General features: G+C 54.2%; 18 protein-coding genes. All 18 read left to right on the top strand.

Annotated features, from left to right (window positions below; genetic code table 11):
* Positions 1-204 precede the first annotated feature (204 nt).
* Positions 205-660: a division/cell wall cluster transcriptional repressor MraZ gene (mraZ, locus tag ACTF5Z_RS02150; RefSeq protein WP_009575667.1), complete on the top strand. Its 456-nt coding sequence runs from the start codon at positions 205-207 to the stop codon at positions 658-660.
* 8 nt (positions 661-668) lie between these two features.
* A complete protein-coding gene (gene rsmH / locus ACTF5Z_RS02155; RefSeq protein ID WP_438984325.1) occupies positions 669-1,586 on the top strand; it encodes a 16S rRNA (cytosine(1402)-N(4))-methyltransferase RsmH in 918 nt (305 codons plus the stop codon).
* Entirely contained in the window at positions 1,583-1,852 is a 270-nt protein-coding gene (ftsL, locus tag ACTF5Z_RS02160) for a cell division protein FtsL (RefSeq protein ID WP_423849188.1), read from the top strand. The genes rsmH and ftsL overlap by 4 nt, the downstream gene beginning before the upstream one ends.
* Positions 1,845-3,590, top strand: coding sequence for a peptidoglycan D,D-transpeptidase FtsI family protein (locus ACTF5Z_RS02165; protein ID WP_438984326.1), 1,746 nt, complete (start codon positions 1,845-1,847; stop codon positions 3,588-3,590). Before ftsL ends, ACTF5Z_RS02165 begins: the two co-directional genes overlap by 8 nt.
* The gene (locus tag ACTF5Z_RS02170; RefSeq protein ID WP_438984327.1) at positions 3,583-5,046 is read left to right on the top strand and encodes a UDP-N-acetylmuramoyl-L-alanyl-D-glutamate--2,6-diaminopimelate ligase; all 1,464 of its coding nucleotides are present in this window, start codon (positions 3,583-3,585) and stop codon (positions 5,044-5,046) included. The genes ACTF5Z_RS02165 and ACTF5Z_RS02170 overlap by 8 nt, the downstream gene beginning before the upstream one ends.
* Positions 5,043-6,392: a UDP-N-acetylmuramoyl-tripeptide--D-alanyl-D-alanine ligase gene (locus tag ACTF5Z_RS02175; RefSeq protein WP_438984328.1), complete on the top strand. Its 1,350-nt coding sequence runs from the start codon at positions 5,043-5,045 to the stop codon at positions 6,390-6,392. The genes ACTF5Z_RS02170 and ACTF5Z_RS02175 overlap by 4 nt, the downstream gene beginning before the upstream one ends.
* Positions 6,386-7,468 (top strand): phospho-N-acetylmuramoyl-pentapeptide-transferase, encoded by a 1,083-nt coding sequence (gene mraY, locus ACTF5Z_RS02180; RefSeq protein WP_423849192.1) that lies wholly within the window; start codon positions 6,386-6,388, stop codon positions 7,466-7,468. Before ACTF5Z_RS02175 ends, mraY begins: the two co-directional genes overlap by 7 nt.
* Before the next feature lie 4 nt (positions 7,469-7,472).
* Positions 7,473-8,831 (top strand): UDP-N-acetylmuramoyl-L-alanine--D-glutamate ligase, encoded by a 1,359-nt coding sequence (gene murD / locus ACTF5Z_RS02185; protein ID WP_438984329.1) that lies wholly within the window; start codon positions 7,473-7,475, stop codon positions 8,829-8,831.
* Entirely contained in the window at positions 8,824-9,975 is a 1,152-nt protein-coding gene (ftsW, locus tag ACTF5Z_RS02190; protein ID WP_423850157.1) for a putative lipid II flippase FtsW, read from the top strand. The genes murD and ftsW overlap by 8 nt, the downstream gene beginning before the upstream one ends.
* Positions 9,972-11,069 carry an undecaprenyldiphospho-muramoylpentapeptide beta-N-acetylglucosaminyltransferase gene (gene murG / locus ACTF5Z_RS02195; protein WP_423850158.1) on the top strand — a complete coding sequence of 366 codons (1,098 nt, stop codon included), beginning with the start codon at positions 9,972-9,974 and terminating at the stop codon, positions 11,067-11,069. The genes ftsW and murG overlap by 4 nt, the downstream gene beginning before the upstream one ends.
* Complete coding sequence (gene murC, locus ACTF5Z_RS02200; RefSeq protein WP_438984330.1) at positions 11,059-12,498, top strand: UDP-N-acetylmuramate--L-alanine ligase; 1,440 nt, start codon at positions 11,059-11,061, stop codon at positions 12,496-12,498. Before murG ends, murC begins: the two co-directional genes overlap by 11 nt.
* Positions 12,488-13,420 (top strand): D-alanine--D-alanine ligase, encoded by a 933-nt coding sequence (locus ACTF5Z_RS02205; RefSeq protein WP_438984331.1) that lies wholly within the window; start codon positions 12,488-12,490, stop codon positions 13,418-13,420. Before murC ends, ACTF5Z_RS02205 begins: the two co-directional genes overlap by 11 nt.
* Positions 13,417-14,196, top strand: a complete 780-nt coding sequence (locus tag ACTF5Z_RS02210; protein ID WP_438984332.1) for a cell division protein FtsQ/DivIB — start codon at positions 13,417-13,419, stop codon at positions 14,194-14,196. Before ACTF5Z_RS02205 ends, ACTF5Z_RS02210 begins: the two co-directional genes overlap by 4 nt.
* A gap of 1 nt (position 14,197) precedes the next feature.
* Complete coding sequence (gene ftsA, locus ACTF5Z_RS02215) at positions 14,198-15,436, top strand: cell division protein FtsA (protein WP_438984333.1); 1,239 nt, start codon at positions 14,198-14,200, stop codon at positions 15,434-15,436.
* A gap of 63 nt (positions 15,437-15,499) precedes the next feature.
* The gene (gene ftsZ / locus ACTF5Z_RS02220) at positions 15,500-16,666 is read left to right on the top strand and encodes a cell division protein FtsZ (protein ID WP_009575682.1); all 1,167 of its coding nucleotides are present in this window, start codon (positions 15,500-15,502) and stop codon (positions 16,664-16,666) included.
* Between the two features lie 49 nt (positions 16,667-16,715).
* Positions 16,716-17,630 carry a UDP-3-O-acyl-N-acetylglucosamine deacetylase gene (gene lpxC, locus ACTF5Z_RS02225; RefSeq protein WP_009575683.1) on the top strand — a complete coding sequence of 305 codons (915 nt, stop codon included), beginning with the start codon at positions 16,716-16,718 and terminating at the stop codon, positions 17,628-17,630.
* 115 nt (positions 17,631-17,745) lie between these two features.
* A complete protein-coding gene (locus tag ACTF5Z_RS02230; protein ID WP_438984334.1) occupies positions 17,746-18,402 on the top strand; it encodes a hypothetical protein in 657 nt (218 codons plus the stop codon).
* 59 nt (positions 18,403-18,461) lie between these two features.
* Positions 18,462-18,623: hypothetical protein (locus ACTF5Z_RS02235; protein WP_438984336.1), on the top strand; the 162-nt coding region annotated here is incomplete at its 3' end.

An 18,623-nucleotide genomic window follows, 5' to 3' on the forward strand; every position in this document is an offset into this window, starting at 1 on the left:
GTAAAAATTCTTAAGTATTAGGTGCTGCTGGCATCCATCGCTACCCTAAACCTAGGGTGCTAATTGACTGAAATAGCAACATTTTTCCAATTTTCGTCTCCTTGACAGGGGTGTTCGTGCACCTCTATAGTGTCGCAAAGTGGAGAAAAGTGGGTAAATCTGGTTTTTTGTGGATTTGCCGAGATAAAAAAGGGGCGGTTTTCAGTGTTTAGAGGCGTGCATCACATCAATATGGATGCGAAAGGGCGATTGGCAATTCCTGCCAAGCATCGCGAGCCTCTGCTCGGCCATTGCTCTGGTGAGGTCGTTATTACCATCGATACACAGGTGGCGTGTCTGGCCTTGTACCCTCTGCCCGAATGGGAAGTGATCCAAGATCAAATTCAGGCTTTGCCCGCCTTAAAGCCTGCGGTTAAACGTTTTCAGCGCCTCACTTTGGGCTACGCCACCGATTTAGAGATGGATGCTAATGGCCGATTGTTGCTTCCCGCCCCTCTGCGAGAGTACGCCAACCTAGATAAGAAGCTGGTCTTGGTGGGACAGGGTAACAAGCTGGAAATATGGTCAGAAAACTTGTGGTTGTCCGAGCGAGATAAAGCGTTGTTGGAATCCGGTGCCGATACTGAGCTTCCGGAAGAACTCATGTCACTCACACTGTAGGTGTCAGGATGCACGAGTCGGTATTGCTAGAAGAGTCGCTGCAAGGGCTGGTTGGTCCTTTGTCGGGCCGCTATGTCGACGGCACCTTTGGTCGTGGTGGTCACACCCGCGCGCTCTTGGCTCTGCTGAATGATGACGCTGCCGTCCTAGTAATGGATAAAGACCCACAAGCTATCGAAGTTGCCCAGGCCTTGGCGGCTGAAGACGCCCGAGTATCGGTTTATCACGGTAGCTTCGCCGATTTGCCTGATGCCTTGCGTCAATTGGGTTGGGTGGGTGTTGATGGTGTGCTACTGGATTTAGGCGTTTCTAGTCCTCAGTTAGATCAAGATGAACGTGGCTTTTCTTTTCAGCGCCAAGGTCCTCTGGACATGCGTATGGATAACTCAAGCGGACAAACGGTGGCTGAGTATCTGCAGTGGGTCTCTGAGACTGATTTGATCTCGGTGCTGCGCGACTATGGTGAAGAGCGTTTTGCGCGTCGCATTGCGGCCGCCATTGTAAAGGCCCGCGCTGACAGCCCCATCACAACGACCTTGCAACTCGCCGAGCTCGTTAAAGTCGCGCATCCGCGTTGGGAAAAACACAAGCATCCGGCCACTCGAACCTTTCAGGCCTTGCGAATTGCGATTAACCGAGAACTTGAGGACTTAGATGTCCTGCTAGACGCTGTGGTGGATTGCTTGTCGCCCGGCGGTCGTTTGGCGGTTATCAGCTTTCACTCTTTAGAAGACCGCAAGGTGAAGCAATTTATGCGTAAGGCTTCTCAGGGGCCGAAGATCCCCCGCGGTGTTCCCGTGCAGGGTGACGCAATGCGAGGCCCCTTGGCTTTAGTGGGTAAAGCCATAAAGCCATCGGAGCGTGAAGTACAGACAAATGTCCGCGCGCGGAGTGCCGTGCTCAGAATTGCGGAGCGTCGGCGATGAGTTTGCGTATGTGGCAAGTCATATTGCTGGCACTTGCTGTGGTGTTGAGCGGTTTTGCCGTTATTGGTGTAACCCAGCAAACGCGTAATGTGACCACGCAGCTGCAGGTGGCCGAGAGTCGCCAGTGGTTTTTGCGTGACGAGTCGAGTCGCCTGTTGCTCGAGTTGAGTACGTACACGCGCATGGATCGCGTCGACGATATCAGTGCCGATATGGACATGGTGGCAGCATCGCCGACTCAAATACGGGTGGTGCCTAGTGAGTAGGGTTGCCGGTGAGGTCCAGGTGAGCTCTTGGCGTTTTCTGCTGTGCCTCGCCTTTTTACTGGTTCTGGCGGTGGCCTTAATAGGGCGTTTGGCCATGTTGCAGTTGCTGGATGTCGAGCAGGGACAACAGTTTTTACAGAGTCAGGGCGATGCGAGAACCGTGCGCTACGCCCAAATTCCAGCACATCGTGGGGCGATTTTAGATCGTAGCGGCCAGCCTTTAGCCGTCTCGACACCCGTGCTGACCCTGTCTTTAAATCCGCAGCAGTTTGATGTCTCTAATCTAGATACCCTGGCTCGTCTCTTGACGCTTGACGCTAAAGAGCTCAAACAAAGGTTTCAGCAGTATCAAGACCGCCAATTCATGTATGTCAAAAAACACGTGACTCCCGAACAGGCAGCACCCGTGTTGGCGAGTGGCATGCCTGGTCTGGTAGCGCAACGTGACTATAAGCGTTTTTATCCCGCGGCTGATCTGACCGCGCAGCTGATCGGTTTGACGGGCGACAGCGATACGGGTTTATCCGGCCTAGAACTTGCCTTCGATCACGTGCTGAGTGGAACCCCCGGGCGGAAAAAATACATTAAAGACCGATCAGGCAAGGCGATTCGCGACGTTGGTATTGAGTCAACAGCCGCTGACGGGCGCGATGTGCGGCTCAGTATCGACTTGCGCCTGCAGTATGTTCAATACCGCGCGTTGCAGTCTGTAGTGGCAAGATCTGAGGCCATGGGGGCCTCAGCAATTACGATCGATAGTCATACCGGTGAGATTTTGGCGGTGTCGAACTATCCCAGTTTTAACCCCAACGATCGCAGTACATTTTCGGCCAGTGCGGCTCGTAACCGAGTGTTCGTTGATCAGTACGAGCCGGGCTCTACCTTAAAGGCTCTGACGGCGGTAGCGGCGCTAGAGACGGGGCGTTACACCGCCGACACGGTCTTTGAAACCAGTCCCGGCTGGATGGTGGTGCAAGGTAAAACCTTTAAAGACCCGGTCGATTACGGGCAGCTCACCCTGGCCGGCGTTCTGGCAAAATCAAGCCAAATTGGGACCACAAAGCTGGCCTTGGATATTGGGCGTGATTCGCTGCTGCCGGTGTTGCAGCGTTTTGGTGTTGGGCAGCCGCTCGGGACTGGGTTTCCCGGTGAAACGGCAGGTATGTTGCCGCAGCAGTCGCGCTGGAGCGACATCGAGCAAGCAACACTCGCTTTTGGTTATGGTGTGACGGTGTCACCGGCTCAGCTGGCGGCATTTTATGGGGCCATTGCCAATTATGGTCGCTTACAACCGCTGACCTTGGTTGCTACTGCCGAGGCAAACATGCCACCCGCGATGCCGGTGACAACGCCTGCGATAGCGTCTGAACTGCGCGCTATGCTGGGCGCAGTAACGGGCAAGGGTGGCACGGGTATTCTGGCTAACGTGCCTGGCTTCAGCGTGGCGGGTAAAACGGGAACCGTGCACAAAGCTGGTGCCGGTGGTTACGATCGCAAGCGCTATATCGCTTGGTTTGCCGGTATGGCTCCGGCCGACAACCCTCGCTTTGTGACGGTTGTCATGGTCAACGAGCCCAAAGGCGAGTCGGTGGGTGGAGGCGCAATTGCCGCGCCCGTTTTCGCCGATATGACGGCTGCTATGTTGAGAATTTTGGGTGAATCGCCCAATCAGCAATCCCCAGTTATTCAGTTAGCCGCCGCAGCGCAGGCCCTAGCGGGGGAATCAAGCGATGGCTGAGCGCGTCGTGATGTTGTCAGAGTTGTGCGCAGATTTGGGTCGCTGCCTGCGCGACGCGAAGATTACGGGCATTGTAACGGACAGTCGCGCTGCATCGCTCGGTAGTCTATTCATCGCGGTGCCCGGGCATACGCACCAAGGTGTCAATTTCGTGAACGATGCGGTGGCTCGCGGTGCCAGTGGAATTATCGCTGACGAGGAAATGAACTTACCCGACCATATAGGTCTAGTGGTGGTGAGCGATGTGCGAGCGACCTCGGGTATTGTTGCGATGCGATTTTTTGAAACGGATAAGCAGGAGCTGCGAACGCTTGCAGTAACGGGTACTAACGGTAAAACCTCGACGGTGCAGTTACTGGCACAGTTGCTGGGGGAGCTCGAGCAAGCCGCGGCGACGGTTGGGACTTTAGGTTTTCAGCTGCCCACTGGATTCAGTCCCAGCAGCAATACCACACCTGATGTGGTTGAAATTCACCGGTTTTTGGCCTCAGCGGCCGCGCAGAACGTGCGTTGGGCTGCACTCGAGGCGTCGTCACATGGTCTGGTGCAAAATCGCCTGACCGGGTTAAATATCACCACTGCGGCTATCACGAATATTACCCAAGATCACTTGGATTATCACGGCACGATGAGCGAGTACATTGCCGCTAAAGCCAAAATTTTGGCGTTACCGGAGTTGCGTGCAGTGGTACTGGATTTGGACAACCCTGAGGTGCGTGCTTTGCGACAGCAAGTGCCCACTAACGTACAGGTGTTAGGGTTTACCTTGGGCGAAGTTGCTGACGCTGATGCAGTGGTTGTCGCTCAGTATGACGCTGACGGTACGACGGCGACCGTGCGACTGGAGGGATTTGAATATCGCCTACAGTTGCCCTTGGTGGGTGAGTTTTATTTGCGCAATACCCTAACTGCGTTGTTTATGCTGTGGGCGGAAGGTCTGCGTTTTGAAGATTTAGTCGCCGCGGCCGGAAGACTGCGAGGTGTTCCAGGTCGGCTGGAACGCGTTGGCTTAGACAGCGATGTGGCCGTTTACGTCGATTATGCGCATACGCCTGATGCTATAGCGCGGGTGTTGCAGGTGCTCAGACCTACAGTCAAAAACGATTTATGGGTGGTATTTGGTTGTGGCGGCGATCGCGACAAATCGAAGCGTCCATTGATGGGGCAGGCTGCGGCAGAAGGCGCCGACTGGGTGGTGTTGACCAGCGACAACCCGAGAGCGGAGAACCCGTCTAAGATACTGGACGATATTCGAGTTGGCTGCGCCCATGCGCGTTTGGTCATAGAGGACCGCGCCGTCGCCATTGAATCGGCGATTATGGCAGCGTCCCCTGGTGACACGCTGGTGATCGCTGGCAAAGGCCACGAGACCGAACAGATTATTGGCGATGTTGCGTTTCCTTTTTCGGATCGGGAAGTCGCGCAAGCTGCTTTGGACTTGAGGAAATGCGCATGAACACCCGTATTTCCTCTGATCAGTTAGCCTTCTTGCTGGACGCGCAAACTCGCGGTTCAGCGGCGACTATTCATGGTTTGAATTTCGACTCGCGCCAGGTTCAGGCGGGTGATTTGTTTGTCGCGTTTAAAGGTGACAAAGCCGACGGACATGACTATGTCGAAGCGGCTCGTGCGCGAGGCGCTGTCGCAGCCCTAGTCGAACGTTGGGTGCCGGTTGAGATCACACAGATTAAAGTTGAGAATTGCTTGTCTGCCCTAGCTGACTGGGCAAAAAGCGTCCGCCAATCGTCTGCCGCAACCTTTGTGGGCATTACCGGAAGTGCCGGAAAGACCACGGTAAAATCGACAGTTGCCCATATCCTGAGCGCACAGGGTGCCACCAGTGCGACGCAGGGAAACTACAACAACGAGATTGGGGTACCGCTCACCCTGTTAGAGCTGGGTCCAGAGGATCAATTTGCCGTAGTGGAAATGGGTGCTCGCTTTCAGGGTGATATTGCCTATTTGTGTGCTGTGGTCGAACCCAATGTGCGAATTCTAACGGCGGTGCTGCCGGCTCATATGGAAACCTTTGGGTCGATCGAGGTGATAGCGCAGACCAAAGGTGAAATCTTTGATGGTATGAAGCCGACGGATGTTGCTGTTATGCCCGGAGACTCACCTTACCTCAGTGCTTGGCAAAATAGAGCGGCCGGCAAGATTGTGACCTTTGGTTACTCCGATGCCAATGATATTCAGGTCTTGGAGGTGTCTGACCGAGGATTTTCAGGCCTTGCTCTGCGACTGAGAACCCCTGCAGGAGAGTGCGAGGTGGTTTCTGGTTTAGTCGGCGCTCACAACGCGTCTAACATTGCGGCCAGTGTCGCGGCCTGTTTGGCCTGCGGTATGAGCTTAGACAGGATCGTTGCGCAGGTGGCCTCTGTTCAAGCCGTTCAAGGGCGTCTTGCTCGAATTACCTTGTCAGATCAAACCACCTTGGTGGATGACTCTTACAACGCGAGCCCTGAAGCGATGCGTCAGGCTTTAGCGGCGCTGGAGCGCAGCCAGGGGGCGCGTCTCGCCATACTGGGACCCATGGCCGAGTTGGGTGCAAATAGCGACGAGTATCATCGGCAAGTTATTGAGCAAGCGCTCGCTGGATCAGTGAACGAGATTTGGTTGAGCGGTACAACTTGGCCTGACTTAACAGATAGCCGCCTGCGATACTTTGCCGATACTCAGGCCATCATAGATGAATTGCGCAGTCTACCCGCGTTCGATTGGATTTTAGTAAAGGCTTCGCGCAGTGCGCGGTTGGATCGTGTTGCTTCTCATTTGCAGACGCTTGGGGGTGCAGCATGCTAGTGTGGTTGAGCGAGTACTTAAGCCAATTTGATACCTCGTTTCGAGTATTCGGCTATTTAACACTGCGCAGCATATTAGCGGCCGGAACGGCCCTTGCCATTGCACTGATCACTGGTCCAGCCACGATCCGCTACCTACATCGTTTAAAAGTTGGCCAAGCGGTTCGCGATGACGGCCCACAAACGCATCTCGTCAAAGCCGGAACACCCACCATGGGTGGTATTTTAATTTTAAGCTCGGTTGCGCTGAGCACTTTGTTATGGGGTGACCTTGAAAATCAATATGTTTGGGTAACCCTATTGGTCACCCTAGGTTTTGGTATTGTGGGCTGGGTCGATGACTATCGAAAAGTCGTCGAACGCGATTCGCGCGGCCTGCCTGCGCGCTGGAAGTATTTCTGGCAATCGCTATTAGGATTGGCGGCGGCGTATTATCTCTATGCCTTCTCAGGTCTGGATGCAATGACCGAACTGTATGTGCCCTTCCTGAAGGATTGGATCGTACCTTTAGGTTGGTTTTCGATTGTGCTGACCTACTTTGTAATTGTCGGTGGCAGCAATGCCGTGAATTTAACCGACGGCCTCGACGGCCTCGCTATTTTGCCCTCGGTCATGGTGGGATCGGCTCTGGGTATTATCGCCTACCTGACAGGGCGAGTGGACTTTGCGGAATATTTGTTTATTCCTTACGTCCCGGGCAGCGGAGAATTGGCGGTCTTTTGTGGTGCGATTGCCGGGGCTGGCCTTGGGTTTCTGTGGTTTAACACCTACCCAGCCCAAGTCTTTATGGGCGACGTTGGTGCGCTGGCCTTAGGCGCCGCGTTGGGCTGTGTGGCGGTGATTACTCGGCACGAAATCGTTTTCTTCATCATGGGTGGCATTTTCGTACTGGAAACTGTGTCGGTCATTATTCAGGTGGCCTCGTTCAAACTCACCGGTAAACGCGTGTTTCGAATGGCACCTATTCATCATCACTACGAGTTGAAGGGATGGCCGGAGCCCAGAGTTATCGTGCGCTTTTGGATTATTACGGTCATGTTGGTCTTGTTTGGTCTTGCGACCCTGAAGTTGAGGTAGACGCATGAACGTATCCTCACGCCAACAGCTCATCGCCACTGACCAACGCTACCTCGTGGTGGGTTTGGGTGAGACCGGTATGTCGGTAGTAAACCACTTGCGTGCTCAGGGTAAAACTGTGAGTGTGGTGGATACACGCAAGCAGCCACCCAATACCTCATGGCTTAAAGATGTGCATCCTGAGGTTCCCTTGTACCACGAGAGCGCGCCGCAAGATTATTATGATTCCAGCGTCACCTGGGTGGTAAGCCCCGGTATCGCCCTAAGCGAACCCATGGTAATCGAAGCGCAGGCCAGCGGTGCCTTGGTTTTGGGTGACTTGGATTTATTCATGGAAGCTGCCAGGGCGCCGGTCATTGGTATTACTGGCTCCAACGGCAAGTCCACGGTAACAACCCTGGTTGGCGAGATGCTGTCCAAAGCCGGACTGCGGGCCGCAGTAGGCGGTAATTTATCGCCCGCGGCGCTAGCCATTCTTGATGATGACATCGAAGTGTATGTGCTCGAGATGTCCAGCTTTCAGTTAGAGCGCTCGAGCGCTCTGGGTTTGGATGTCGCGGTTGTTTTGAACGTCACCGCGGATCACATCGACCACCATGGCTCAATGGCCGCTTACCACGCGGCAAAACACCGCATTTTTAGAAAGGCTAAAACGGCTGTGGTCAATGACGATGACGTGCTGACCCAACCTTTAGTCGATAGCACCGTGCGAGTGATTCGTTATGGTGCAAAAGCTCATCGCGATGCTGAGTTTAAATTGTTGAACGATGCCCTGTGGGTGGGCGTTAGCAAGATTATTGACGTGTCTGAAATGGCTTTGCCGGGGCGGCACAATCACCTTAATGCTTTGGTCGCTTGTGCCATAGCCGCTTGTTTTGACGTCACTCCCGAGTCGATGGCGGCGACTTTACGAACCTTTAGTGGGTTACCTCACCGTTGCCGAGTCGTGCAAACCATCGCCGGTGTAACCTACGTCAATGACTCCAAAGCGACGAATGTCGGTGCGGCCTTGGCTGCCATTCAAGGGCTTGGCCCAAACAGTGATCTTGTATTGCTGGCCGGGGGGCTGGGTAAGGGGCAAGATTTTAGTGCCTTGGTGGCCGCCATCAACCGCTATGTCCGCGAAGTGGTCGTATTCGGTGAAGCTGCAGGCGAATTGGCGGCTCTACCCCTGTTGAGACCTGCGATTCAAGTCGAGAATTTGCAGCAGGCGGTTAGCCGAGCCGCCGAAATTGCTCAGCCCGGCGATACCGTTTTGTTGTCGCCAGCTTGCGCGAGCATGGATCAGTTTAAAAATTATCAAGACCGCGGTGACCAGTTCGTGTATTTCGTTTCATCACTGCCTGGAGGAGCCCATGAATAGTGTGGTGACCTCTAACCCAGCTGCTGCTGCGTTCGACCGTTGGCTAATCACTTGCATCTGTGTGTTGTGCTGTGTGGGTTTGCTGGCCATCGCCAGCGCCTCGGTTGACTACGCAGAAACGACCTACGGATGGGCGTGGTATCACGCGATGAAGCATGCAATCTATCTGTGCGTCGCGACCCTTGCCGCCGCCCTGGTGTATCAGATTCCTCCGCGCTTCTGGGACGGTACCTCGTGGATCTGGTTGTTGATCGCAATCGCTTTATTGGTGGTTGTTCTTATTCCGGGTGTTGGGCGCGAAGTGAATGGCGCACAGCGCTGGATTCCACTGGTGATCGTGAATCTGCAGCCCTCTGAGGTGGCGAAAGCGGCGTTGGTACTGTTCTTGGCGTCTTACTTGCGTCGTCGCGAAGACGAGGTCCGTGAAAGTTGGACAGGCTTCTTCAAGCCGCTCGTGATTCTTGGCATTTTGAGCGTGTTGTTACTGTTAGAGCCGGATTTTGGTGCCACGGTAATTGTCTGCGGAACGGCCTTAGGCATGCTGTTTCTGGCCGGCGTTCGCTTGATGCAGTTCACGATTGTTGCGCTAGGTTTGGCGTTGATCGGTGTGGGTATGGTGGCCTTTGCCCCGTATCGCTTACAACGCTTTTTGGCCTACCAAGATCCGTGGGCAGACCCCTTTAACACTGGCTTTCAGCTCACTCAATCTTTAATTGCTTTTGGTCGTGGCGAGTTGGCCGGCGTGGGTTTTGGTCAGTCGGTCCAGAAGTTGTTCTACTTGCCAGAAGCCCACACCGATTTTGTGTTCTCAATTTGGGCCGAGGAAACCGGTTTTATTGGCTCGATCTGTCTACTGTTGGTGTTTATCGCGCTAATTTCGCGTTTGCTGTGGTGGAGCCGCCGGGCGCTGACTGTGCAGCGTACCTTCGAGAGTCACGTCTTCGCCGGAATTGCCTTTATGCTCGCTGGCCAAGTCTTTGTCAGTATGGGCATGAGCATGGGTTTGCTCCCCACTAAAGGCCTAACGCTGCCCATGATCAGCTTTGGCGGGAGCTCTTTGATTGTGACTCTGTGTTTGTTGGCGATAGCTCTGCGCATGACGCGAGAGTGTGACAAACCCGAACCAAGGAGGCCTAGGTCATGAAGAAGGCTCCTTTAGTGATGATGATGGCAGGTGGCACAGGTGGTCATATCTTTCCGGCATTGGCGGTGGCAAAAGCGCTGGAGGCCAAAGGCTATCGGGTTAGCTGGTTGGGCACGCAAGCTGGGTTAGAGGCGCGTATCGTTCCGGCAGCGGGCATTCCTCTGCACAACTTATCCGTCAGGGGCCTGCGCGGCAAATCGTTGACGAGTATCGTCAGTGGTGTCGCTCGACTAATCTGGTCTATTGAACAGGCCACGTTTTTGATGTTGCGCCATCGACCTTCCTTGGTTATCGGTATGGGGGGCTACGTTGCGGCCCCGGGTGGTGTCGCTGCGATGTTGATGGGGCGCCCGCTATTTATTCACGAGCAGAATGCCGTCGCGGGTAGCACCAACCGATGGTTGCGCCGAATTGCGTCGCGTGTCTTTGCCGCGTTCGACGGTGCCTTTGATGCTTCGGTCAACGCTGAGGTGGTGGGTAACCCAGTGCGCTCCGAAATTGCTGCAGTCGGAGAACAGCGTCAAACCTTCGATGGCCAACGCGATCTACGCGTATTGGTACTGGGTGGTTCGCAGGGTGCTTTGGCGATCAACCGAGTCATTCCCGATGCAGTCGCGCAATTTGAGACTAACGAAGCCAGCTATGGCTTATCTGTGTGGCACCAAGTTGGACAAGCACACACGGCCGATGTTGGCGCAATGTATGCCGCTCGGGGTATCACGCACGTGCGTATCTCACCTTTTATTGAAGATATGGCCGCAGCCTTTGCTTGGGCTGATGTCGTTGTCGCTCGAGCGGGTGCTCTCACCTGTTCTGAGCTGTTAGCCGCGGCGTGTCCTGCGGCGCTGATACCTCTACCCATTGCCATTGATGATCATCAACGTAAAAACGCGCAGCACTTAGTAAACGCCGGTGCGGCGATTGTAATCGAGCAAGACAATCTCAACGCATCCGATTTGTCGAGCCAATGGGCTCAGTGGTTGCGTCAACCTGAGACTTTAGCGGCGATGTCTCGAGCCGCGAAACAGGCGGCTAAAACGGACGCGACTGCTCGTATTGTGCAAGCTTGTGAGGAGGTGCTAAGTGGCGCGTAATCCTCAAAGTTTTGCTGTGCCAGCTATGCGTCGCATTAAGCGTATTCACTTTATTGGCGTAGGCGGTTCGGGTATGAGCGGTATCGCCGAAGTGTTGGCGAATCTAGGCTATCAAGTGTCGGGCTCTGATATGCGCGAGTCGGCGGTTACCGAACGTTTGATCCGAGCGGGTGTCGAGGTGTTTATCGGGCATTCAGCGGACTACATCAAGGATGTGGATGTCGTTGTGACTTCCACAGCAGTGGCGGCTGATAATGTGGAATATCAAGCGGCGCGCGATGCGCGTATTCCAACCGTGCCGCGCGCACAGATGCTGGCTGAGCTTATGCGCTATCGCCACGGTATTGCGGTGGCTGGAACGCACGGTAAAACGACGACGACCAGTATGATCGCTTCAGTATTTGCCGCAGCAGGGCTCGACCCCACGTACGTCATTGGCGGTCGGGTCAATCAATCCGGTAGTAATGCGAAACTAGGCGCCAGTCACTACCTGATTGCTGAGGCAGATGAGAGTGACGCATCATTCTTACACTTAACGCCAATGGTATCGGTGGTGACCAACATCGAAGCGGACCACATGGATACCTACGGTGGCGATTTACAGCAGCTTCGCAAAACTTTTATCGAGTTTTTGCATAATCTCCCGTTCTACGGGTCGGCAGTGTTGTGCCTAGATGACCCAGAAATCAAAGCACTGATTCCTCAGATTAACCGGTCGATATTGACCTATGGTCAAGACTCTGACGCCGACTACTGCATCCGCAGCATTAAAGCCGCCGGTGCCGCCAGCGATTTTCAACTGCAGACGCCCAATCATGGGGTGCTGCCGCTGCGGGTTAACTCACCCGGTTTACACAATGTGCTCAACGCTGCAGCCACCGCGGCTGTTGCCTTAGATGAGGGCTTACCGGCTGCCGCCGTGCAAGATGGTTTGGCCAACTTCGCTGGTGTGGGGCGACGTTTTGAGCAGTTGGGACGTTTGCAGCACGCGCGTGGACAAGCGGTTTTGGTTGACGACTACGGCCATCACCCTACGGAGGTGGAGGCGACCTTAAATTCTGCGGCTCAAGTGTGGCCCGAATCACGTGTGGTTATGGTGTATCAACCGCATCGCTTTACCCGTACACGTGATCTTTACGACGACTTCGTGCGGGTATTAAGCCGCTGCGATGTCTTAATTTTATTGGATGTTTATGCGGCCGGTGAGGCAGAAATACCGGGCGCGGACAGTAAATCATTGGCTCGTAGCATTCGCCAGCGAGGTCTCGTTGACCCCATCTATGCTGCGGGCATTGATGAAGTTCCTGAGTTGTTGGCCTCGGTTCTTGCCGCCGATGATGTCTTGATTACCCAAGGTGCGGGCAACATTACGTCTCTGGCGCACAATTTGGTGCAAGTTGATTACGAGGGCCTTAAGCATGTTAACTAAAGCCCTTGATCAATGCGTAGTCGCTGTCCTGTTAGGTGGCACTTCATCAGAGCGAGAAGTGTCGTTGATGAGTGGAGCGACAGTGGTCGACAATTTAGCACCTCTGTGCGCACAGGTGCGATCGGTCGATCCAGTGAACAGCGATTGGCTCGAACAGCTCGATGGCGTCGATTTTGTGTTTAATATCTTGCACGGTGGCTCGGGCGAGAATGGTTCGGTGCAGGGTTTATTGGCGACATTAGGCTTGCCGCAATCGGGTTCAGGTGTGCTCGGTGCAGCACTGGGAATGGATAAGTTGCGCAGCAAAGCGATTTGGCGGGATGCGGGTTTGCCTGTTGCTGAAGCCGCTGTATTGGCGTCTGACACCGATTTTGAAGCGGTCATACAGTCCCTTGGTGAGGTCTTTGTAAAACCAGCGTATGAAGGCTCTAGTATCGGCATGAGCATAGCGAGCTCAGCGGAAGAGCTGGCCCAGGCCTATGCCAACGCGAGCCTCTACCACGGCCCAGTCTTTGCCGAGCGTCGCATTGTGGGTGAAGAGTACACCGTCGCTATTTTGGGTGATCGCGCGCTACCTGCTATTCGCTTGCAGGCCACCGAAACCTTTTATGACTACCACGCTAAGTATGTCTCGAATGATACCCAGTACTTTTGCCCCTGCGGCTTAAGTGAAGAGCGAGAAGCCGAGCTCGCGAACTTAGCGCTTGCGGCTTTTCATGCGATTGATTGTGCTGTTTGGGGCAGAGTCGATTTTATGGTGGATCAGCAGGGGCAATCCTACATCCTCGAAGCCAACACGGTGCCTGGAATGACCTCGCACAGTCTAGTCCCAATGGCTGCCAAAGCCGCAGGCTTGAGTTTGCAGGACTTACTGCGCGAGATTATCGAGTTGAGCCTGGCTCGAGTAGAGGTGCGCTCATGAAGAAGGCCCAGCTACTGCAAAAATACTACTCAGCGCTGGCGCAGGCTCGTCGTATGGGTCAGTCACTACCTTCTGTCCTAGCCGTTGTCCTGGTATTGGCGGGCGCTATAACCGTGTTGGTTAAGATTATGACTCAGCCTCTGGAGCGGGTCGTCATTGTGGGCGAAATCGGCGAGTTACACCGTCAGGCGCTGCAAGGGTGGCTGGTTGAAAACGTCGCTGAAACCGCAGCCGACTGGGAGCTAGAGCAAACCGAAGTCTTAGTCGAGGCGCTGCCTTGGATTCAAAGTGCGGCGGCTACACGGGTGTGGCCGAATACCATGCGCCTAGAGATAAAGCCTCACACGCCGGTTGCCCTGTGGGGTGACGGGTCGTTCTTGAATTCTGAGGGACAGGTGTTTGAGCCCGTGCCGGGGAGCCAAGGGCTGGTGTTACCAAAGCTCTCGGGCGATTTAAATCAGCAGTCAGAGCTTATGGATCTGTATCTGCAATTGTCAGGTCTGCTGGGCGACAAAACGCTTCGTCTTGACAGCTTGAGCATGGACTCATTGGGACAATTGAGCGTGCTAATGCACAACGGCTCCACGGTGAAGCTTGGGCGTCGCGCGCAACTGACGCGCTTTCAGCGGTTTTTAGAATGGCATGAGCGTTACGGTGCTGACAGCGACGCAGCTTTGGCGATTGATGTGCGCTATCGCAACGCCTTGGCCGTGGCAAATCCAAATCAAGTGCAGGTGCTTTCGGGTTTCGCGAGCCGAAGCGGAAGGGGAGATTAATATGGTGAGTCAGACACAAAACCGAATCATTGTGGGGCTCGATATTGGCACATCAAAAGTCGTTGCCTTGGTGGCCGAGGTCGATGCCAATGGTGATATCGAAATCATCGGCATGGGATCACACCCTTCGCGCGGTATGAAAAAGGGTGTTGTAGTCAATATCGAGTCTACGGTTCAGTCGGTGCAGCGCGCGATTGAAGAAGCTGAGTTGATGGCAGGCTGCCAGATTAGCTCGGTGTATGTCGGTATTGCGGGGAGTCATGTGCGCAGCTTGAATTCGCACGGCATTGTGGCGATTAAAGATGGCGAGGTGATCGAGGCTGACCTCGAGCGCGTGCTGGATGCCGCGCAAGCGGTCGCGATTCCTGCGGACCAAAAAATTCTTCACATACTGCCGCAGGAGTACGTGATCGACAATCAGGAGGGTATTCGTGAGCCCTTGGGGATGTCGGGCGTGCGTTTAGAAGCAAAAGTGCATCTGGTTACCTGCGCCGTAAACGCGGCCCAGAACATCGAAAAGTGCATTAAGCGCTGCGGTTTAGACGTTGATGAAATTATCCTTGAACAGGTCGCTTCGAGCTACTCGGTGCTGACCGACGACGAACGCGAATTAGGCGTCTGTATGGTGGATATTGGTGGCGGTACCAGCGATATCGCTATCTACACCGAGGGCTCGATTCGTCACACCGGAGTCATTCCGATCGCGGGTGATCAAGTCACTAACGACATCGCTATGGCTTTGCGGACCCCCACGCAATACGCCGAAGAAATCAAGATCAAATACGCCTGTGCCCTGACTCAGTTGGCCTCGGCAGACGAGACCATCAAAGTGCCCAGCGTCGGTGATCGCCCGCCACGGGATTTGTCGCGCCAATCGCTTGCGGAAGTCGTAGAGCCAAGGTATGACGAGCTGTTTACCTTGGTCCAAGCCGAGCTGCGTCGCAGCGGCTTTGAAGACCTTATTCCTGCGGGTGTCGTCCTAACCGGCGGGACTTCGAAGATGGAAGGTGTGGTTGAGCTTGCCGAAGAGATCTTTCACATGCCCGTACGTGTAGGAGCTCCGACACGGGTCAAAGGCTTAACTGACATTGTCCGCAACCCAATTTATGCAACGGCAGTAGGCTTGCTGGAATACGGCGCAGCACATTCACGCCAGAACAACGCCAAAGGCCGTCGCAAACGTGCTGAAGGTCCAGGTTTGCTGGCCAAGTTGAAAGAGTGGATGCAATCAAATTATTAAAAGTGCGGCTTAGGCCGTTCTGTGGAGAAACGTCACGTCAGTGACAGGAGAGAGGAAGTAGCTATGTTTGAACTTATTGATAACGTACCAGAATCAGCAGTCATCAAAGTTGTGGGTGTTGGCGGCGGTGGCGGTAATGCCGTGAAGCACATGATTGCGAATCAAATCGAAGGTGTCGATTTTATCTGTGCCAATACCGATGCGCAGGCTTTGAACGATATCGATTCTAAAACGCGCTTACAGTTGGGCGGTGACATCACTAAAGGTTTGGGCGCCGGTGCCAATCCAATGGTGGGACGCGACGCAGCGCTTGCCGACCGCGACCGTATTGCCGAGTCGATTCGCGGCGCGGATATGGTGTTTATTACCGCGGGTATGGGTGGCGGTACGGGTACCGGTGCTGCGCCGGTCGTGGCCGAGGTAGCTCGTGACTTGGGCATCTTGACCGTTGCCGTTGTGACGCGTCCATTCTCGTTTGAAGGTAAAAAACGGAACTCGATCGCGGCTCAAGGTTTGGCCGAACTCGAGCAGTACGTCGACTCGTTAATCACCATCCCGAACGAGCGTCTGCTGGAGGTTTTGGGGAAAAATACCAGCTTATTGGATGCCTTCCGCGAGGCGAATGATGTACTCTTGGGCGCCGTCCAAGGCATTGCAGATTTGATTATCCGTCCGGGTATGATCAACGTCGATTTCGCCGACGTGAAGACCGTTATGTCAGAGATGGGTATGGCCATGATGGGAACGGGCCGAGCTAGCGGCGAAGACCGAGCGCGTGAAGCCGCCGAAAAAGCGATTCAAAGTCCGCTACTCGACGACATCGATCTGCGCGGCGCCCGCGGCATTTTGGTGAACATCACCGCAGGTCTAGATTTGGCTTTAGGCGAGTTCTCTGATGTGGGTGACACGATTGAAGAGTTTGCGTCGGAAGACGCCACCGTTGTGGTGGGTACCGTTATCGACCCAGACATGCACGACGAAATTAAGGTCACTGTGGTCGCAACGGGATTAAATCGCATCGGTGAGGAGAAAAAGCCGATTTCTGTTGTCAAACCCGTAAGCGTGGCTTCATCGGGTGAGGCTAAGCCAGATTACAGGGACTTCGATCGCCCAACGATTAAGCGTCGTCAGGCGGAAGTAGAGGGGAATACAGCGCGTCAGCTGCCCGACCTTGATGCAGGGGGTGATTATTTTGATATTCCTGCGTTCTTGCGTCGCCAAGCGGACTAAGCGCTCATTAACCGCATGCGGCGGTTAACATAAAAGGGCCAACAAGAAGATGATTAGACAACGCACATTGCGCAACCCGATTAAAGCAACGGGTATCGGCTTACACACAGGGGAAAAAGTCTACCTGGGTTTGTCGCCGGCACCGATTGACAACGGCATTGTGTTTCGACGTGTTGATCTGTCACCTCCTGTAGAAATACCCGCCAGAGCGCTTAACGTAGGTGATACTACTCTCTCCACCACCTTGATTGCCGATGGGCAGCGTGTCTCCACCGTTGAACATCTGCTAAGTGCCATGGCGGGCCTTGGCATCGATAACGCGTTTATCGATGTCAGCGCTGCCGAGGTTCCCATTATGGACGGTAGTGCCGGTCCTTTTGTGTTTTTGATTCAATCGGCGGGTATCGAAGAACAGCCCGCCTTGAAACGTTTTATTCGCATCAAGAAAGAAGTGACGGTAACTGATGGTGAAAAAACCGCGACCTTCTTGCCCTTTGATGGCTTTAAAGTGGCGTTTACCATCGACTTTGACCACCCTGTGTTTCGCAACCGCAAAGCCAGTGCAGAGGTCGACTTTTCGAGCACCAGTTTCGTCAAAGAGATTTCGCGCGCACGTACCTTTGGTTTCATGCACGAGATTGAATATTTGCGCTCACAAGGTTTGGCGCGGGGCGGTAGCGTCGATAATGCCATTGTGGTTGACGAATACCGTATTCTGAACGAAGACGGTTTGCGCTACGACGACGAGTTCGTTAAGCACAAAATTCTGGATGCCATTGGCGATTTATACCTCTTAGGCTTTAGCTTAATCGGTGAGTTCCGTGCTCATAAATCGGGTCATGCACTTAACAACCGCCTGCTGCGCAGTTTGTTAGAGCAGGAAGACGCCTGGGAGATGGTCACTTTCGACGATCAAGAGCGTGCCCCAATCTCTTACGCAACCTCGTCGGCGCTGGCAGTTTAATTTACTGCTTGCATTTGTGACTTTTTGACGCCCAAGGTTGCCTTCTAACCTTGGAGTTTGCACCCCTGTTGTGGCATATTGTGCGCCTACTATTCCTATGGCGTAGCCGCTACTCATGAGTTTTAAGTTCCCTGGCAAACTACCTTATCGTGCGATGAGCGAAGACTGGCGACGCTGGTCTAAGACGCTTGCGTCGGCGCTGTTGGTGGGTCTGCCATTGGGTCTGAGTGCGCAATCGACCGAACCTGGTGAAGACCTTACTTCGCGCGATGTCAGTGAGTGGAAGGCCGAGCAATTCTTTGAGTCGCCCAACTGGTCGACCACACTTGAGTTAAAAGCGCGCGCCACGATTAAGTCATTGGCGGTCAATATTGCGGCCCTGCCGAGCTTAATTGCAGGGGAAGCACCGGCGGCCACGCACCCTCTGTACAAGCCGCAAAGCCACAGCGACTTTGATTGGTCGGCATCGTGGCAGCAAGAGGCACAATTCGGCAGTAACCACAGCGCCGCTTTTTGGGTAGAGCTTGACTGCTCGGACTTAGTGGAAGCTCCAGATGTTGACGCTCGAGCTCAATACAGCGTTACGGGCGACGCCTTGGCGGGCTCTAAACCCAAGCAACAATCCCCCGATTTGTTGGCCTCATGCCCTGCATTACGCCAGTCGACCCATGAGGCGGATGCAGTTCGCCCCCCCATTCCTACTGCACAGACCTGGTACACCTATGGTCGTGTGATCGACCCCTCGGTCTACGCTGATCAAACCTTGTCCTAATCTTTGTTCAAGTGAGCGCCCCGCATACGCGGTAAATTGAACAAACAAGGACAACGACAATGATTTTAAATGCAGTGAAAAAGATTTTTGGCACGCGTAATGACCGCGAGCTCAAGCGTATTGGCAAGTTAGTCAACAAAATTAACGCTTTCGAAGAGACCTTGGCAGCGCTCAATGATGAGGCGCTGGCATCGAAAACGGACGAGTTCAAAGAGCGTTTG

This window comes from Aequoribacter sp. (assembly GCF_965659035.1).
GTDB lineage: Bacteria > Pseudomonadota > Gammaproteobacteria > Pseudomonadales > Halieaceae > Aequoribacter.

Excerpts from the sequence above, each read along its gene's own strand:
- rsmH (WP_438984325.1), top strand. The coding sequence starts at position 669 with ATGCACGAGTCGGTATTGCTAGAAGAGTCGCTGCAAGGGCTGGTTGGT.
- ftsA (WP_438984333.1), top strand. The coding sequence starts at position 14,198 with ATGGTGAGTCAGACACAAAACCGAATCATTGTGGGGCTCGATATTGGC.
- ACTF5Z_RS02210 (WP_438984332.1), top strand. The coding sequence starts at position 13,417 with ATGAAGAAGGCCCAGCTACTGCAAAAATACTACTCAGCGCTGGCGCAG.
- ACTF5Z_RS02205 (WP_438984331.1), top strand. The coding sequence starts at position 12,488 with ATGTTAACTAAAGCCCTTGATCAATGCGTAGTCGCTGTCCTGTTAGGT.
- ACTF5Z_RS02175 (WP_438984328.1), top strand. The coding sequence starts at position 5,043 with ATGAACACCCGTATTTCCTCTGATCAGTTAGCCTTCTTGCTGGACGCG.
- murG (WP_423850158.1), top strand. The coding sequence starts at position 9,972 with ATGAAGAAGGCTCCTTTAGTGATGATGATGGCAGGTGGCACAGGTGGT.
- mraY (WP_423849192.1), top strand. The coding sequence starts at position 6,386 with ATGCTAGTGTGGTTGAGCGAGTACTTAAGCCAATTTGATACCTCGTTT.
- ftsZ (WP_009575682.1), top strand. The coding sequence starts at position 15,500 with ATGTTTGAACTTATTGATAACGTACCAGAATCAGCAGTCATCAAAGTT.
- ACTF5Z_RS02230 (WP_438984334.1), top strand. The coding sequence starts at position 17,746 with ATGAGTTTTAAGTTCCCTGGCAAACTACCTTATCGTGCGATGAGCGAA.
- murD (WP_438984329.1), top strand. The coding sequence starts at position 7,473 with ATGAACGTATCCTCACGCCAACAGCTCATCGCCACTGACCAACGCTAC.
- lpxC (WP_009575683.1), top strand. The coding sequence starts at position 16,716 with ATGATTAGACAACGCACATTGCGCAACCCGATTAAAGCAACGGGTATC.
- ftsL (WP_423849188.1), top strand. The coding sequence starts at position 1,583 with ATGAGTTTGCGTATGTGGCAAGTCATATTGCTGGCACTTGCTGTGGTG.
- ACTF5Z_RS02170 (WP_438984327.1), top strand. The coding sequence starts at position 3,583 with ATGGCTGAGCGCGTCGTGATGTTGTCAGAGTTGTGCGCAGATTTGGGT.
- ftsW (WP_423850157.1), top strand. The coding sequence starts at position 8,824 with ATGAATAGTGTGGTGACCTCTAACCCAGCTGCTGCTGCGTTCGACCGT.